The sequence below is a fragment of the Paenibacillus sp. ALE3 genome (assembly GCF_054113405.1).
Genome location: NZ_CM134214.1, coordinates 2,831,278 through 2,848,899 on the forward strand (window position 1 = coordinate 2,831,278; position 17,622 = coordinate 2,848,899).

The 17,622-nt window shown below is 45.4% G+C and carries 14 protein-coding genes; 3 read left to right on the forward strand and 11 right to left on the reverse strand.

What is annotated here, in order from left to right; all coding sequences use genetic code 11:
• Nucleotides 1-51 precede the first annotated feature (51 nt).
• The 10 genes from ACXHJ2_RS12165 to ACXHJ2_RS12210 form a co-directional block, all read right to left on the reverse strand.
• Nucleotides 52-1,962 carry a glycosyl hydrolase gene (locus tag ACXHJ2_RS12165; protein WP_165079922.1) on the reverse strand — a complete coding sequence of 637 codons (1,911 nt, stop codon included), beginning with the start codon at nt 1,960-1,962 and terminating at the stop codon, nt 52-54.
• Between the two features lie 16 nt (nt 1,963-1,978).
• Nucleotides 1,979-3,895: a heparinase II/III domain-containing protein gene (locus ACXHJ2_RS12170; protein ID WP_165079923.1), complete on the reverse strand. Its 1,917-nt coding sequence runs from the start codon at nt 3,893-3,895 to the stop codon at nt 1,979-1,981.
• 205 nt (nt 3,896-4,100) lie between these two features.
• On the reverse strand, nt 4,101-5,093 hold the full coding sequence (locus ACXHJ2_RS12175) for a cation diffusion facilitator family transporter (protein ID WP_165079924.1): 993 nt from the start codon (nt 5,091-5,093) through the stop codon (nt 4,101-4,103).
• 282 nt (nt 5,094-5,375) lie between these two features.
• On the reverse strand, nt 5,376-6,344 hold the full coding sequence (locus ACXHJ2_RS12180) for an ABC transporter ATP-binding protein (protein ID WP_165079925.1): 969 nt from the start codon (nt 6,342-6,344) through the stop codon (nt 5,376-5,378).
• Nucleotides 6,337-7,320 carry an ABC transporter ATP-binding protein gene (locus ACXHJ2_RS12185; protein ID WP_129549163.1) on the reverse strand — a complete coding sequence of 328 codons (984 nt, stop codon included), beginning with the start codon at nt 7,318-7,320 and terminating at the stop codon, nt 6,337-6,339. The genes ACXHJ2_RS12180 and ACXHJ2_RS12185 overlap by 8 nt, the downstream gene beginning before the upstream one ends.
• Before the next feature lie 13 nt (nt 7,321-7,333).
• Nucleotides 7,334-8,260, reverse strand: a complete 927-nt coding sequence (gene opp4C, locus ACXHJ2_RS12190) for an oligopeptide ABC transporter permease (protein WP_017428379.1) — start codon at nt 8,258-8,260, stop codon at nt 7,334-7,336.
• Between the two features lie 15 nt (nt 8,261-8,275).
• Nucleotides 8,276-9,229: an ABC transporter permease gene (locus ACXHJ2_RS12195; RefSeq protein WP_017428378.1), complete on the reverse strand. Its 954-nt coding sequence runs from the start codon at nt 9,227-9,229 to the stop codon at nt 8,276-8,278.
• Between the two features lie 107 nt (nt 9,230-9,336).
• Complete coding sequence (locus ACXHJ2_RS12200; RefSeq protein ID WP_165079926.1) at nt 9,337-11,061, reverse strand: ABC transporter substrate-binding protein; 1,725 nt, start codon at nt 11,059-11,061, stop codon at nt 9,337-9,339.
• A gap of 221 nt (nt 11,062-11,282) precedes the next feature.
• Nucleotides 11,283-12,197, reverse strand: a complete 915-nt coding sequence (locus ACXHJ2_RS12205; RefSeq protein WP_165079927.1) for a class I SAM-dependent methyltransferase — start codon at nt 12,195-12,197, stop codon at nt 11,283-11,285.
• 127 nt (nt 12,198-12,324) lie between these two features.
• Nucleotides 12,325-13,260, reverse strand: coding sequence for an ArsR family transcriptional regulator (locus ACXHJ2_RS12210; RefSeq protein ID WP_165079928.1), 936 nt, complete (start codon nt 13,258-13,260; stop codon nt 12,325-12,327).
• Nucleotides 13,261-13,540: 280 nt separating this feature from the next.
• On the opposite strand from ACXHJ2_RS12210, the gene ACXHJ2_RS12215 reads away from it, so the two are divergent.
• The 3 genes from ACXHJ2_RS12215 to ACXHJ2_RS12225 all read left to right on the forward strand — a co-directional run bounded on the left by ACXHJ2_RS12215 (nt 13,541) and on the right by ACXHJ2_RS12225 (nt 16,440).
• The gene (locus ACXHJ2_RS12215; RefSeq protein ID WP_058710457.1) at nt 13,541-13,831 is read left to right on the forward strand and encodes an ArsR/SmtB family transcription factor; all 291 of its coding nucleotides are present in this window, start codon (nt 13,541-13,543) and stop codon (nt 13,829-13,831) included.
• Between the two features lie 73 nt (nt 13,832-13,904).
• Nucleotides 13,905-15,086 (forward strand): MFS transporter, encoded by a 1,182-nt coding sequence (locus tag ACXHJ2_RS12220; RefSeq protein WP_165079929.1) that lies wholly within the window; start codon nt 13,905-13,907, stop codon nt 15,084-15,086.
• Nucleotides 15,087-15,105: 19 nt separating this feature from the next.
• Nucleotides 15,106-16,440 (forward strand): ISL3 family transposase, encoded by a 1,335-nt coding sequence (locus tag ACXHJ2_RS12225; protein ID WP_165079930.1) that lies wholly within the window; start codon nt 15,106-15,108, stop codon nt 16,438-16,440.
• A 104-nt stretch (nt 16,441-16,544) separates the two neighbouring features.
• Here the strand turns inward: ACXHJ2_RS12225 and ACXHJ2_RS12230 are convergent, their stop codons facing one another.
• A complete protein-coding gene (locus ACXHJ2_RS12230; RefSeq protein WP_165079931.1) occupies nt 16,545-17,480 on the reverse strand; it encodes a dockerin in 936 nt (311 codons plus the stop codon).
• Nucleotides 17,481-17,622: the final 142 nt, after the last annotated feature.

A 17,622-nucleotide genomic window follows, 5' to 3' on the forward strand; every position in this document is an offset into this window, starting at 1 on the left:
TTTCCTCTCCCTTTCCACAGGATTGAAGATAACTATGGCTCCCGACCTAATCTATTCAGGTAACCGAATGATAAAGGAAATGCGACTGCCTCCACACTCCAGACGCGCTCCCTTAAGCAAACCATTTCGGCAGGCTACGGCAGTCAATTCTTCCGGCCATACCACATTTGTTCCTTCCGTCGTGGGGATGACTTCAAGGCTTGCGCCTGCGTATTCGACTCGAATGCTTTCAGTTTCTTTCCCAGCTGTCATCACATGATGAATCACACTTCGTTCCCGACCGTCATACGCCATCAATGGAATAAGTGCCCCTACATTCTGAATATTGCCTTGAAGCTCATACGACACTTCAATTTTGCCAGGCACCTGACGATAATGCGTCCGGATTTCCCTCACTCCCGGGAATGGACCTTCCCACAGCAGAGTAAAGTCTGTCTCTCCATCAGATGCTGAACTGCGCTCCATCTGTACGTTTCCTCCGCCATCCTGCGGATCAATCCCTCCATCACGGTCGAACTCCAATGTGCCAGGGATTCCTTCTGACAAGCTGTGCCACTTTCCGTCTTCGGTTTGCCAGGCCGGTGTATAGCTCAGCGGGAAAATATCTCCCTCCGCGAAGCCCGTAAAGCCGCGATCTGCGTGTCCTGCTGAGGATGGGCCGATCAGAGATGGCAACGCAGAACGTTGAATACGTACGATACCCGGAATATTGTACGGATCGTTGATTGAGGTTTGCACAAGCATTTGCTGCCCGTCTACAGCTGCAATGACGGTCTGAAACCAGCCATCCGTTGCCAATACCCGACTGCCGATCTCCGCCGGGATAGAGGTTGGAGGAATACGATCAATCTCCTTCCCATGTAGGAGCGTATGGGCCAGCACAGCTGCCGTCCACAGACTGTAGCAGGTATGATTCGAGTACACCTCAAAGCCATGGCGTGCCTCAGATGAATAATGGTTGCGGACGATATGCAGTTTGCCATCATCGGTCTGCCAACGGCCAATCGATTGCCAGCATAGATCTGCTGCCCGCCGAAATGCGCCTGCAAGCCCATGCTCGCCTGCTGTATACGCCTGCTGCGCATGTGTTGTAAAAACAAAGGCCGCAGCCGCTTCGTTCCATTGGTGCTGCGCGCTTCTTCCACGCGGAGGAATTTCCCCATGCGGGGATAAAGTCAGCAATGAGCTGAGTGCTCCCCTGCGAAGGTAGTCACGCACTTCGAGAGCACAGCCGCCATTATATCCGTTCTCCAGCATCACGCCCAGATGAAACCGTGTGACAATATCGTAGGCGAATGGGCTATTGGGCCGATCCAGCGGACCATCTTGGTACAGCCCCAAACTGGTAAAGCGAGGTAAGTGGTAGTTGCGGATATACGTCTCCATCCACTCAGAATCGGCTGCAATCCCTTCAGTGGCACGCAAAAACTCGCCGGAAATCATGATCGCATTCCAGTTGATCATCCGGTTTGGATTTTTCATTTTGCTCATCGTAAAAATGTAGGTCTGCTCAGGCTGAATCCTGCTCAATTGCTGTTTCCAAGCCGTGGCCTGCTCTGGCAGCAGATTTTTAAGGATACGATACGCCCCCATCATCATAATTGGAAAAAAGTCCGGGTGATGATCTGGCGCTTTTTCCTCGACTACACAGGCTATGCTATGCGTCAAGGCCGCAGCAGCAGACTCAAGTAAATCATGCCGGCCTTCTTTGACCAGCACAGCCGCAGCCAACGCATAGGATGGAGTGGAGTAATACCGTTCACTTTCAGAATGAGGATCAATGATAGCTCCGTTTTCATCTTGATACAAGGCATATGCACGAACTAGCTTTTCCAGCACAGCCAGCTTACGTTCGTGAGTCCATCCGTCATTTTCTCGATTTGGTGCGCTTTCCACCTGTTCTATAAATCTCTCCAGTTCCGTCTGCCAAGGGTACACGCTGCCTGTTTGAAGCTTATTCATTCTGTATGCCTCCCATTCAACATGAAGATTGATGTATGGTAAAAAACAGATTGCAATCGATGCTTGCTGAACCGTTCCAGCGATTAGAGTCTAGTTGCAGTGATGTCTTATAAAACACAAAAGCCACTCCGTCATGATCTATATGCTTCACAGCCTCCAGCCGCTGTCTTAGCACGCCAGCATCATAATCTAGCCTAACCACTGCGTTCGTTCCCTTCCATTCCACGAAGCCTACTCCTGTATGAGGCTGAATACGGCTGATCAAAAGCTCCTCCACCTCCCACGGCTTCACGTTCATACCAGACGTCTCAAACTCAAAATGATCTGTGACAGTAAGCCTTGCTCCCTCGTTACCCTCCGGCACACTCCAGGCAAAGGAGCGAGTGAAAACAACCAATTCATCTACAGCATAAGCAGATGTCAAATCGAGCTTAAAGCTTGTAACTGTCTGTGCTCCCTCCTGCTCATCCATAGCAATATCCAGCACAACCGCCCTTGCCTTTGCTCCGGATTGCTGCGTGATCCCCTTAATGATAGGTACGGAATGACCGCTGGAGGAAATGTTGATAATCGACTCCCGTCCTGGTGAAAAATAGGCCTTCGTGTACAAGCCTGCTCCTAGATCACAGAGTACATTTTCGCCACCGCCATGAAGGATGAAATGTCCAAGATCATTATGATTGTGCGGCTCGTTGTTATGCCCAGCCTTGGCTGAAAATGCAAGTACGTCACCTGACTCAGCCTGCACCCTCCCAGATTCGCGATGACTGTAACTGCGGCTGCGGCACATCAACCAGCCGAGTTGTGGCAAATAATCGATCACGGCTTCACCGCATCCATATACCAAGGGATTGGTCCAGACTAGGTTACGCAATACATGAGCCCAGCGGCGACATGGATCTTCCAACAAACCAGGTACGCGAAAGGGGAGTGTAGATGGGCGTCCTTGCAAAAAATTCACATAAGAGATGAGTCCAGAAGGCAACCGTTCAGTTTCACTACTATCTGAATAATTAGCGAAAATACCGTCTGACAGATGGACTCGTTCTGCAAAGGCTGCGATTTGTCTTACCTTTTCTGAGTTCAAAATATCCACAGCTCCCTCGGTAAACTCACGCAGCATATCGGCAAAATATATAAAATACCCGAAGCCATACACCCAGTAACCTACGCCTTCGGGACATCCCCCGTCCTCTCTGTAGCCTGCCAAAAAGCAATCCAGTGCACCCAGCATACGCTCGATGGCTATCGCTCTGGAAAAGTCGTCTTTTGCCAGCAGCAATGCAGCAATTCCGCAACCCGAAGCACATACTGCCGACCAGTTATGCTCTGCCGTTTCCCAATTAAAATGGTGAGGCTGCCAAAACACAGGTTCCAGTACACGGCGTTCAACCTCTTTGTGTACCTGAACGACTACGTGATCAGCCAGTCGTTCTCCGAGTAGCAATAAAATTTCAACCAGCATTTGCGCTGTTTCTGATGCGAATAAATCCACCTGCTGCCAAGGCGGTGTTACAGTGTCCTCTTCGTTGACATGTGCAGGAAGCGCCCAAGTGTACTCGGTGCATATGTCCAGCAGTCCGCTTTCCACCTCTTTCATCTTCTGATGCTCCGGATCGGCAACTGCTGCCAACACGATAGCAACCAGTCGTCCGCGCCGTTCAAAGTATACATCCTCATACGGCTTGCGCTCCCCTGTATTAGCAAATTGCTGGAACAGAGACAACGGTAGTTCAAGCCGTGGTGCTTCCCGAACATCATTGCAGATACGTTCGATGTCCTTCCAAAGCTCGGCGTATGCCGGTTCATCGACAGTTGCCCGCAGCCTTTGGGTCCAATTGCTCCTTAAACGTTGTCTTGCCGAATTCTGCACTCCGCCAGCCAGCGCGTTGACGAGCCGCGAAGCAGGCCAAGCCTCCTTCAGAAGACTCATTCGCATTTCCTCCCCATGAGAAGCATTCGTTTCACCTTCTTTTTTGTTAACGCTTTCATTGTATCTAACAATCTGCCTAAATTCAAAGGGGGGGTAAAAATATAATTGGAAAAATATAAAAGAACCTCCACGCCACGTTGTCGTGGTCATGAAGGTTCTTATTTACGTTCTTGAGTTCCGTCCAGATTCGCTTTGTTCCATTTTTCTACGCTTTAGGATTCTCTTGTTTCCAGTTTCTAATCCCGTCATCCTCTAGAATCCCCAATGCGGCATCTGAAATATTAGGATCACGCAGCAGAGCGTCCTCGACTCTAAATTTAATATCATCAGCATCTGCCAGCGTCATGCCCGAAGTAAGCTCGATCACCCCTTCGACGTGATAGTAACGTCCCTCCTGCAAAATACGCATTTGAGAAATATCGGTCACATGTGTATCTGCCAAAATAATGGAAGCCACACGTTCTTCGATATCAGGAGGTGCAGATACACCAATCAAGCCCACCATGTTGTCATAACCGACCCGGAAAGCTACACCGACCATCAGACAGCCGATGAGAATACTCGAAATCCCGTCCAGCAGCTTAAAATCTGTCAGCGATGTGACAACTACAGCAAGCAGGGCAAGTACCCCGCCTGTCGTTGCTACCAAATCCTCATAGAACACCAAGCGGGTTGGTGGCGCAGCACGTCCCACATGACGAAAGGCAGAGGTAAAAATACTTAGCCCCTTCGCTTCCACTCTGGATTCATGCAGCACTTCTTTCATCGCTTTGCTCCATACAAATCCGTCAACCGCCAATGACAAAACCAGCACCACTACATTAATCCAAAATCCTTGTGCGGATTCGGCCGGATGCTGCAGCAAATGAATTCCTTCCAATACAGTTTCGTAGGCCATAATCGTTACGACAATAACGGCAACCATACAAAAAAGATTAATTACCCGTCCGAAGCCGGTAGGAAAACGTTTCGTAGGTTTTTTCTCTGCCAATACACTGCCCGCAAATACAAACATTTGGTTCACCGCATCCGCAATGGAATGCATCATCGTAGCAAACATTGAGCCGCTGCCTGTCAAGGCAAAAGCAATCCCCTTAATCAGGGCAATGCCAGTATTACCCAATGCCGCCGAGCCTGAAGATTTATTTCCTTTTTTGACCATACTCCAAAAGGAGTCCTCTCTCTGTTTCACTTCCATCTTGTAGCTCCTCCTGAGGTATACATAATCTGACATATCCACATTATGTAATCGCTTGTTATGTATTATTTTTAACCCGTCCATATTCTACCTAACCAACTGAGGAGAATCAATACTCATGATAATATATTCCATCGTAAAGATTCCCCATGACTCTCACGAAACGGAAGATTGTAGCTACGGATTCCTCAAAGCAAAAAGCCGTTGATCTAGCAGAACCTTTTTATTGCGGTGAACGGTCTGCTGTGTCAACGGCTGCAAAACTTGCTGACTTAACTTCGTTCATTCAGCCAAATGGCAAGCCACCCAGTGATCTGGACGAGCTTCACGATAGCGTGGAATCTCTTGAGAGCAGCGGTCGATTGCAAAGGGGCAGCGAGTATGAAACTTGCAGCCCGAAGGCGGATTCACCGGACTTGGAATATCCCCCTTGAGCAAAATACGTTCTCTTTTCAGCTTCGGCACCGGAATAGGCACAGCCGACAGCAACGCCTTCGTATACGGATGCAGCGGATTGCCGAATAGCTCGTCACGCGAAGCTGTTTCGAACATAGAGCCTAGGTACATCACGCCAATACGGGAACATAAATGTTCAACTACACTTAAATCGTGAGAGATGAACAAATATGTCAGCCCCCGCTCGGCCTGCAATTTGGCAAAGAGGTTAATAATCTGTGCCTGGATGGACACATCCAGCGCTGACACCGGCTCATCGGCGATGATCAGATCCGGTTGAAGCGCCAACGCGCGGGCAATGCCGATCCGCTGACGTTGACCTCCTGAAAATTCATGTGGGAAACGGTCGATATGATATTCCGACAATCCGCACAGCTTGAGCACGTCCAGCACGATCTGCCGGACCTCCTCTTTGGTAGCTATACCGTGGTCGAGCAGCGCCTCACCAATGGCATCTCCGATTCGTACACGCGGATTCAGCGAGCTGTACGGGTCTTGAAAGATCAGCTGAATTTTGGGACGAAATTCCTGCATCCCTTTGGCTGACAAGCTGTGGAGATCCACCCCTTTGTATTTGACGGTACCATCTGTTTTATCCGTCAATCTAACAATCGTGCGGCCCACCGTGCTTTTACCGCTCCCCGATTCCCCCACCAGGCCAAAGGTTTCACCCTGACGGATCGTAAAGCTTATATCGTCTACTGCCCGTACATGTCCTGAAGTGCGGTTCATAAACCCCGACTTCACCGGGAAGTACGTTTTTAAACGGTCTATTTCCAACAACGGCTCAGCCATGAACAACCGCCTCCTCATATAACCAGCAGGATGCTTTCTGCTGAGCTGAAACTTCTTTTAATGTAGGCTCCTTTACACGACAAATGTCCATGCAATGCCCGCAGCGGTCATGAAAATAACAGGAAGTCGTCAGCTCCAGTGGATTAGGTACCTGCCCGGGGATGGAATACAGCTCCTTTTGACGCTGATTAAGCACCGGTTTGGACTTGAGCAAACCCTGCGTATAGGGATGCTTGGGGTGATTGAATAGCTGCACCACTTCGCCTTCCTCGACGATCTTGCCCGCATACATCACAATTACATAATCTGCCATCTCCGCAACGACACCCAAATCATGGGTGATCAGCATGAGCGACATATTGGACTGGGCTTTAAATTCACGCAGCATGTCGAGAATCTGTGCCTGAATTGTTACATCCAGTGCCGTGGTCGGCTCATCCGCAATAAGCAGCTTGGGACCGCAAGAAACAGCAATGGCAATCATAATGCGCTGCAGCATCCCTCCGCTCAGTTCATGGGGATAGCTTTTTAATATCTGCTCCGGTCGGGATATACCGACCTGTTCAACCAACTCCAGTGCCCGCTTGCGAGCTTGCTTTCGGCCCATCTTTAAGTGCTCAATCAGTGGCTCCGACAGTTGTTCACCAATGGTCATAACCGGATTTAATGAAGACATCGGCTCCTGAAAAATCATGGAGATTTCATGTCCGCGAATCGTGCGCATCTCATTTCTACTAAGCTCTAGCAGATCGGTTTCCTCAAAACGGATACTTCCACCTGCCACTTTACCACCGGGACTCTGAATCAGGCCCATGATCGACATGGCGGTAATACTTTTGCCGCAGCCCGATTCACCCACAATGCATACCGTCTCCCCCGGCTTCACGCGAAAGCTGATATCATCCACCGCTTTGACCGTTCCTTCTTCTGTATAAAAATGAGTGCTTAAATGTTCAATAGAAAGTAAATTGTCCATGGTGCATGATCACCTACCTCTTATGTTTCGGGTCGAGTACATCCCGCAGCCCGTCACCAAAAATATTAATAGCGATGACTGTAGCAAAAATAGACAGGCCTGGCGGTATCCACAACCAAGGTCGTTGCTGAAAATCCAGCACATTGTTGGCGGCATCAATCATATTTCCCCAAGTTGGTGTCGTGGGCAGCACGCCAAGACCAAAGAAGCTGAGTACAGATTCACTCAGGATGGCTCCGCCAATGTTCAATGTAGCGATAACGATCAGCAATGGCAAAATATTCGGCAGCAGATGCTTAAAGAGCTTTCGGCGATTCGATAGTCCTAGCACCGTCGCGGCCTGCATAAATTCACGTTCCCGTAAACTAAGCATCTGACCTCTCACCATCCGTGCAATCCCCGGCCAGTTGACTAGACTCAGCATCAACATGACGATATACATCCGTTGATCAGGCGGAACCTTCCAGTCAGATAACAGCGCCCCCATAATAAATAGCAACGGCAAACTGGGTATCGTCAGCAGCAAATCGGCAATGCGCATAATGATTTGATCCGCAATTCCGCGAAAATAGGCGGATATAACCCCTAGCGTTGCTCCTAAAAAAACAGATAACACCATAGAAGCCAAACCCACAGTAAGAGAAATTTGACCTGCCTGCATCACACGTGTCAGCACATCCCGTCCCAGCTTGTCTGTTCCTAGCCAGTGATGGATATTCGGCGCCTTGTTCATTATTAATATGTTCGTTTTGTTATCGGAATAAGGAGAAAATAACGGACCGATAAAACAGAGCAAAAACATAAATACCACGACGAGCAGTCCAGCCATAGCAAGCTTGTTTCTGAACAGCTGCCGGAGCGCTTGCTGCCACATTGAAGATTTGACATTTATTCGCAGTCTGCCGTTGCTCTTGCTCAAATTACTGCTCACGGATGACATTCCTTAGCCCCCTTCTTACACTTTCACACGCGGGTCTGCGATGCGATACAAAATATCGGACAACAGCGTCCCGATCACGCTCAATATGGCAATCAGCATCGTGAAGCCCATAAGCAGCGGATAATCCCGAAGCGAAAAGGATAGCATATACAGCTGACCGATCCCGGGCCAGTTAAAAATCTTTTCGATAATCAGAGATCCGCCAAACAGCGCAGGCAATTCAAAGCCAACGAGCGTAATGGCAGGCAATAATGCATTTCTCAATGCGTGTGTAAAAAGCACCTTTCTTTCCTTTAGACCCTTTGCACGAGCTGTACGGATATAATCTTGCTGGATCACGTCGATCATATTGCTGCGGAAGTAGCGGGTCAGCGAACCCAATCCCAGTAGTGTCATCACGATCACCGGCAAGGTCATGTGCTGGAGAACCTCCTTCACATACTCTATGCCTGTAGCGTTACTGCCCGTATTGAGCATCCCGCCCGGTGGCAGCCACTTCAGATCGACCGCCGCAATTTTGATCAGATACAGCCCTATAAAAAAAGAGGGTACAGACATCGCGGCAAAAATCACCACCATGACCAGCGTATCGAACCATGAATACTGCTTGTATGCAGCAACCACACCAATAATGACTGCAATCAGCCAGGTCAGGAAGGTGGATACAATGGCCAACAAGAACGAGTTCCAGATATATTCATTAAATAAGGTCAGCACCGGTTTCTGTTGAGCGAGCGAATAGCCGAAATTACCATGCAGCGCATTGCCTAGCCAGTTTCCGTAGCGCTCAAGAATAGGCTTATTCAACCCGTAAATTTCCCTCAGCTCCGCTTTTCTCTCCGGCGACAGCTTCAGATTACCGCTAATGAAATCTCCCGGTGTCATGGCATACAGAAAAAAAATCATCATCGAAGCGGCCAACAAGATAATAATCATATACGTCAGTCTTTTCGTTAAAAACGAGCTCATGACAGACTCCTTTCAATTCATGGTCGGGCTACTCATTACGCGTCCTCCACTTGGCAGACCCCATGATCCGAACCTGGCGTTCTTCACAAGGGGCCCGCAAAGATGGCTTATTTAAGGGACCATTCGAACAGATTACCAGACAAGCCAATGAATGGACTGACCTTTACATGTTCCATTCGACCATTGTAAGCATATATAGTCTTCTTGTAGTTGGTGAAAATAACAGGTAGTTCATCATTTAGCAGCACATATAATTCCTTATATATTTTCTTGCGTTCTTCCATATTCGTCGTAGCCAAACCTTTTTCATAGAGCTCTTTGAGCTTTGGATTGTTATATCCCTTGATTTCACCATTGACGAATGGCTCAATTCCATCCGATGGGTCTGTCAGCATGGCGGTGGAGAAGGCGGCAAGATCATAATCTTTACCTTCTACTTTAGCGACCATTGCATTAAAGTCTGCAAAGATTTCCGGTTGCAGGTCAACGCCAATCGCTTTATAGTTCTCAGCCGCAAGCGCAATAAACGTATCTGTTTCCGGACGTTTAGAGGTCAGCAAGTGAATGGTCAGCTTTTGACCGTTTTTCTCACGGATGCCGTCACTGCCTTCTACCCAGCCTGCTTCATCTAGCAGCTTTTTTGCTTGCTCCGGGTCGAAGTTGTATGGATTGATCCCATCGGTCGTGTATGACCAGAATATAGGAGAAGCCGGAATGTTGGCGACCGCCCCTGCTCCCTGTGCTGCATCAACATAAATGCTTTTGCGATCCAATCCATAGGTCAATGCTTGACGAACCTTTTTTTCCTTCAGCTTTTCATTTTCCAGATTGACTTGCAAATATCCGTAGGTGCTCGGGGTATATGGAAGAATATTCAAAAAGCCAAGCCCTTTCAGCTTGTCGATATTTTCCTGCGTTGCGGTAAAGGAAGCAAAATCGGTATCACCTGTTTCGATGAATTGCCATGCATCACCTTCCGCTGTCTTGTAGATGAAGTGCTGCGTTTTCGGCTTGCCTTTAAAAAAGTGATCATTCGCCTCCAGACGAACTTCTTGCCCCGGAATGAATTTTTCAAGCTTATATGCCCCATTCCCCAATGGGCTACCATGCAGATTTTTAAAATAATCCAGCTGTCCGAACTTATAATCCTTGCCGTAGTAAGCTTTGGACAGCACATATTCACCGAGAATGGTTAGAGCCAGCGCGTTCGGCTTTTCCAATGTTACTGAAACAGTCTGTGGATCGATTACCTTAATTCCATCAATTTGCTTTGCCTTGCCTTCCGTGTAGGCTCTGCCGCCTTTAATGTTCAGCTTCCGAATTTGGCTGTCGCCAGGATAAGCTTTGTCATAGATCAACGTCCAGGTAAAAGCGACATCCTCTGCTGTCAAAGGCGAGCCATCGCTGAATTTGGTAACGGGAACTAGATGAAACGTATACGTCAGATTATCCTTGGAAATATCCCAACTCTTCGCTAGATTGGGCAGTGGAAGCCCTTTTTCGTCTACGGTCACCAGCGGAGTCCATAACTGCGAAATGACGTTGCCGTCATAGCCGCTTTGATTAAAATACGGAGTGAATACCCCGGCCGGGTCAGTCAGGCCGACAATAATGGTGTCGTTTCTTTTTTTGGATACTTCCGGCAATTTGGACATATCAGAAGCCTTTACCAGACTTGTTAATGGCTGCGCTGTAGCTACTGTCTGTGTGTCTCCATTGTTTTGAGCAGCAGAATTGTTGGCGCTATCCGATCCCCCATTGGAGCAAGCCACCAGCAAGGTAGAGCTCGCCAGGAGTAGACTGCTAAGTAAAATAATACTCTTTTTCAACATAATCCCCCCGAATTAAATTATTAAATTCCGATAGAACAAGTTGTGATTAAGAAGATAGTCCTCATTATAGGAATTTATTAGGGTTCTGTAAAGGGAGAACTGCGTTTTTTTATGTAAAAGCTCTGCTTATCAACAACTATCCGAATTTTTGTACAAATATAAATAAAGCCACTTAATCCCTAGTAGTAGATTAAGTGGCTGTCTTTTACTCATTTTCTATACTATTTTTTTACAGCATGGATATAATGAATCGTTTCGAACGCAGACAAATAATCTGTCCTCTCATCAAAGAAAAGACTATTTATTGTATCCGGGGATAGATGTTCATAAATTAGTAAATCTGAAGCTTCTAACATTTCCTCGATTTCATCATAAGCAAAGCATGATTTCATGGGTTCTCCACTTACTGAAGCCATTTTCACCATATTTTCAACTCTATTAAACACGCCTTTCTCTTTAAAAAGGTTTTCATCTGCATAATCAAAAACGATCGAACTCCCTGATGGAACCTTGGTAAACAAATGATTCATTAATGTTGAAATTTCCTCTTTAGTTAAATAATAAGAAACACCCAGAAGGCTAAAGAATGTTTTTTTGTTAACAAACCCTTCATCCAATAGATTGGAATACGAAAACGGATGGGCAAAGTCCATAGAAACCAGATGAAGATTACTTGGTATTTTTAAATTTGCATGAGCTAACCTTTTCTTCTTAGATTCCTGTGTTGCTGGATGATCTATTTCAAATATTTCTAAGCTGTTTTTCAATTCTGGATGTCGAAAACAAAAAGTATCTAACCCGGCTCCAAGTATGACATACTGCTGTAATCCTAACCTAAGTTCATTAAGTAATACTTTTTCACAATACGCGGCACGTGCTAAGGGTGTTGGAGAAAGTTGAACTTGCGTAATCCATTTTAAAATTTCATCTGGATCATCTCTGAACCTTTGCGCAATATCGTCATTGAAAAACGTTATCCCTTCAATCATATTCTTTCTAATATCTGAAAATTCTTTTGGGGAAATTAACTCTTTAACCATAAAATCATCAAAAATTTTGGGTGTGTCATGTTGACTATGATATGCTCGGCCAAAAGCTGCTACTAAGGAAGTTAAACTGGACTCATTTGGCTTCATACATTTATCCTCCTATAAAAACAAAAATAAGATTCCCCTGGCCAGGAGAATCTTATTATAATATCAACTCAAATAAATGTAAATTATAGCATAAATAAATAATTTTGTCAAGGTCCAATCTTATGACTTACCTTCGCTCCATATAGCCAAGGATACTCCCATGCATCTCATCCACAGCTGCAAGCCGTGCACTGTAGCCGAGCAATGTTTCGCCATCAAAATGTGCATGAATGAAGCCAGCGGCACGGAGCTTAAATATATGATCGTGTGTGATTCCCTTGGATAGCTGGAGATGACGTACAATCTCAATAAAGGTTCGCGGAGATTGGCTCTGGTACAAATATTTTAAAATCTTGAGCCTGCTCTTCTCCCCCAAACTTCGAATCATGCGATATTCTTGTGGTGATAAAAAATCATCTTCCTGGACATATACTCCTGCTGAATAATGACATAACAAAAGTGAGCCAAATTGATAAATAATATTCATCGGCTGAAAATGATATTGCGGTACCAGCAACACCTGCGTTAGTCCTGCGGAAGGCTCGAATCGGAATCCATTAGTTATACGATCCACCCACTCCATAGAGCCATATACGTTCTTCTCCCGCTTTCTGCGTTCAGCTTCCAGTTTCAGGCCGCTGAGAATCCTTGTATCCATGTGACGAAAATACTCCTCGTTCCAGCCGGATAGCAGTTGCAAAGCAAGTTTACGGAGGTTCTCCATGTCGTCAGACAGCGGAATCCCATAGGCTGATGCCTGTTGTTTTAATTCCGGTAAAGTCTGGCTTTCCAAGCGGTCTACGACCTCTTCAATGCCCCCCTGATCAGAAAGCATACAGACAAATCCATAAATAACCTTCCAATCTGCATTGATTTCCATGGATTCCAGTAACGCGGATAGACTTGGAGACAGCGTTCCACGCACTTGTTCCGCCCACCCGGATGATAAATCAGTTTTTTTGTAAGCCTTGCGGCAAATAAAAGTGTGTAAACTGCTGAGCAGTTCAAACATCGGTCCATATGCTACATGTACATCGTAAGGAGCATTCACGTTGTGACTCATCGCTTTCTGTCCTCTTTTCTTTCATATCTGATGTCCATTATACATACTATCGTACATCCGTTCATTCTTAGTGATTCATTCATGCGAAAATGAAGGCACAATACTGATGCAAAGCCAAAGCCAGATCCGTTAGAGTCAAACTGTTTATCTATAAAACATAAAAAGAGTATTCGGATTTTATGGTGGAGACAAAATCAAAACATTTGCTTTAAAAATCGGAGAATATGGTGGTATTTTTCTAAAGACTTGATTTGTAGCGATATCTTAGTACAATGGTTTTATGACTACTCAAAAAATAATAAATGACGAGCTCAGAGTCAAAATATTTAAGGCGTTAGCCGATGAAACAAGATTGGACATCATACGAGCTCTATACGCCAGCAAGAAGGAAATGAATTGTGGAGAAGTAGGACATATTCGCGATACTACGAAATCGAATACTTCGTATCACTTGCGTGCTTTAAAGGAGGCGAAATTGATCAAGGTACGAAAAGAAGCTCAAACGAAGTATATGAGCATCGATTTGGAGACATTTCAAACTTACTTACCTGGATTTCTGGATACGTTGTAGAAAGAAATTCTTTTTTTTATTCATTAGTTCAATAATATTTGAACTATAGAACTAACTAAAAAGGGTGAATAAAATGATCAAATTAACTGCTTTATTTTTCCTCATCATGTTTGTTATCGGTACGGATACGTTTTTGATTTCTCCGCTCATCCCCACTCTTCAGAGCTTGTTTCATATCCCGACTGAATATTCCGGTTGGATGGTGGGGTCTTATGCTTTAGGTTATGCCATTTTTGCACTGATTGCTGGACCGCTTTCCGATGGATGGGACCGCAAAAAAGTAATGCTTGCCGGCATGGTATGCTTCTCGGTTTCAACCATGTTATGCGGCTTTGCCACAGGTTTTTGGTCAATGTTCTTCTTCCGTTTTTTAGCCGGAGTCAGCGCAGCATTTACGGCGCCTCAAGTCTGGGCCTCGATCCCTGCTCTGTTTCCAACGTCAAAAATCGCCAAAGTATCAGGAATCGTCATGGCAGGCTTGGCTGCTTCCCAAGCGTTCGGCATCCCTATTGGAAGTCTGCTTGCCTCAACCCATTGGTATTATCCTTTTTTTATAATCGGTGCATGTGCATTATTGGTAGCAGTATTCATCTTCTATGCTTTGCCCGAAATGAAACCAAATCAAGGCCAAAAAACCAAGACTCCGGTTTTCAGTAGATACATCCCACTATTGAATAGCCGAATGGCGAGAAAGGCTTTCCTCGCTCATTTCTTATTTCAATGTGGATTCTTTGCTGCCTTTTCTTTCATTGGAAAATGGGTGACGGATCGCTTTCACCTTTCAATTGATCAAGCGGGATACGTAATGTTTTTTCTTGGTCTTGGGAATCTAGTCGGGAGCTTCGGCGGTGCCTATGTGATCAAAACGTTAAACCGTTTCAATACGCTGGTTGTAGGCTTTCTTGTCTCTATCATATGTTTTATTGTTTTGCCTCTCTTGCCGTCGGTTGCGGCTTTCGAAAGTGTTTACTTTTTCATATTCGTTAACATGGGGATCGCTTTTCCCCTAATATTGGGAATGCTGAATTCATTAAATCCGACCATCCGCGGCACGATCTCCAGCTTGGCCAATTCAATCATGTACGCTGCGACAACGCTCGGTTCTTGGATCGCAGGCCTGATTTACGCGACTTTTAACGGTTTTTCCGCCGTAGGCACGTTTGCGGCTATATGCTTTGCCGGTTCGTTGTTATCTTTTATATTCAGCGGTATTTTGACCAGTCACGCAAAAACAAAAAAGGAACTTGCATCATAAATGCATAGAAGAAATTCATATGGATATTCTAAATCTTTTAAAATTCAACATCCTAAGTATCAGTGAGAATGAATTTGATTTTCTAATACAAGTGGTGACAAACTCTCCACCTTTGGCTTGCCCTCATTGTGGATGCATAGCCAACCTCTACAAACACGATAGCAGGGAACAGATCTGCATGGACTTGCCTATTCACGGCAAGCGTGTAGGCCTTCTTATAAAGCGTCAGAGGTATCGCTGTAGAGACTGCAATCGAACCTTTTGGGAACACTTAGACCACACCATAGACGAAAAGCGAAACTGCACCAAACGATTATTAACTTATATAGAGAAGCAAAGCCTTAAACGCACGTTTGTCAGCATATCCGAGGATGTTGGATTGCATGAAAAAACGATACGTAACATCTTTCGTGATTACATTAATCGTCTTAAAGAAACGCTTCGATTTGAAACTCCTAATTGGCTTGGGATTGGCGAAATACACATTATTAAGCCAAGATGCGTTTTAACCAACATTGAGGAACATACTTTGTTAGACGTTTTGCCCAATCGTAACAAGGAAACCGTTGTAGACTACCTCTCACGCCTTCCAAATCGAGGACAAATACGATACGTCACAATGGATATGTGGCAGCCATATAAGGACGCCGTGAGGGCTATATTGCCAAAAGCTCTTATCATCGTCGATAAGTTTCACGTTGTCCGTATGGCAAACCAAGCGTTAGAAACCATTCGTAAGCAGCTCCGAGAAGGATTATCGCCAAAAGAGCGCCGCGGGCTGATGCACGACCGTTTTATCCTCCTAAAACGCCGTATAGAGCTTACAGAGATGGATAAGATTACGCTTGACCTTTGGACAAAAAATCATCCTTCTCTCGGCACTGCTTATGACTTAAAGGAATCATATTTCGATATTTGGGAATGTAATAGCAGACAGACGGCATTCCTTAAATACAACGAATGGAAAGTTAAAATACCAACTGAACTGCAATCCGCTTTTGAACCACTTACAAAGGCTATGAAGAACTGGGAACAGGAAATATTTGCCTACTTCGACCATCGCATTACAAACGCTTATACGGAATCTCTAAACAGCCTTGTTCGAGTCATTAATCGTTTAGGCAGGGGATACTCTTTCGAAGCCCTACGAGCCAAGATACTCTTTACAGAGGGACTTAAAAAGCAACGTAAGCTTATGTACCAGAGGCGGTTTGATAGCTACGATCTACGGGAGGGAAACTTCCCGATGCTTAATATGCCACCTGTTGGAGCTGTTCGTGAGCCAGAAGAAATAATCTTGCTGGGAATCGATTTTTCTACCTTGATCGAGAAATTGGAGAAGGATCAGCTATAAGCCCTTCTCCACCATAAAATCCGAATATCCTAAAAAACGTTATCTCCCACCAAGAATCGCAGGAGACAACCTTTGAATACCTATTTTTCTATTCTACGTATCTTTTATCGGATAGGAAAACGAGAGGTGTCCTTCTTGACCTGGCTCCAGGTATAACGCAACATCCAGGTATCCCACTCTGTTATTTTAGGAGAATTTCCAGCCCACATAATCGTAGGCATAGGGAACCCGCCAGGTGGACGCTCGTGCTCTTCGTAGAAATCAGGCAAGCCAAATCCATGCCCCATCTCATGCTCTGTAATCTGTACTTCATCCGAATTCAAGGTGTTCAGGATATAATCATCAGGCATACGTTGTCCCCAGTCACCGCCGGCTCCACCCTGAAAATTAGACGTTCCCCATAAGTACATATCAAACCGCTTGTCCAGTCCACCCGGATAAGTATAGTTAGGGTCCATAAAATGTTCAAATCTCGATAGTGCATTAGGAGCAACCGGAAGTTTAGCAGGAATATTGGGGTCTGTTTTACTTAAGTCATCGGTAATTGTATCTGTGTAAACGATTTCATTAGATTGTTTATTAAGAATCTGCGACGGATTTGCAACGGCCCAACCTACTATTTTTACAGTAATATGATCATACGGCCAGCCATCATATCCTTTTAACTGCTTATTCCAGTTATTTATTTGGCGACTTAGCATGGAAGCCATATCTTTACGCTGCTGAAGAGTGATATTTTTAGAGGATTGCCAGCGAACTACATAATTGAGTGTTCCTTTGCCTGCATAAATTTGATCAAAAATCAAGTTTTTACGGTTGGTTGAGCCTTCTTTGACCATCCTATTCTTCCAAACCCATTCTACCGAAGGCTTAAATTTAGCAGGTAGTTCAGCGGCAGCCAAGCTATTACTCATTGTTTCTGTATTCGAAGTGCTTTCCAAATCTGAGGCTGCTAAACCGACATTAGCCCCGCCAACCAGTAAGGAAGCAGCCATTACCAATGAAAAAGAAGCCATGATCATTCCTTTTTTCTTCGGCATTTTTTCAACCTCCGTACCTGTTATTTTTACGAGCACATTTAAAATGACAACGTTTGTTCTCTCACCTACGCCCACTCTAAATTTTGAATTAAATAACAATTTTATATTATCATTGGAATAATATACCGTCAAACAAAAAGAG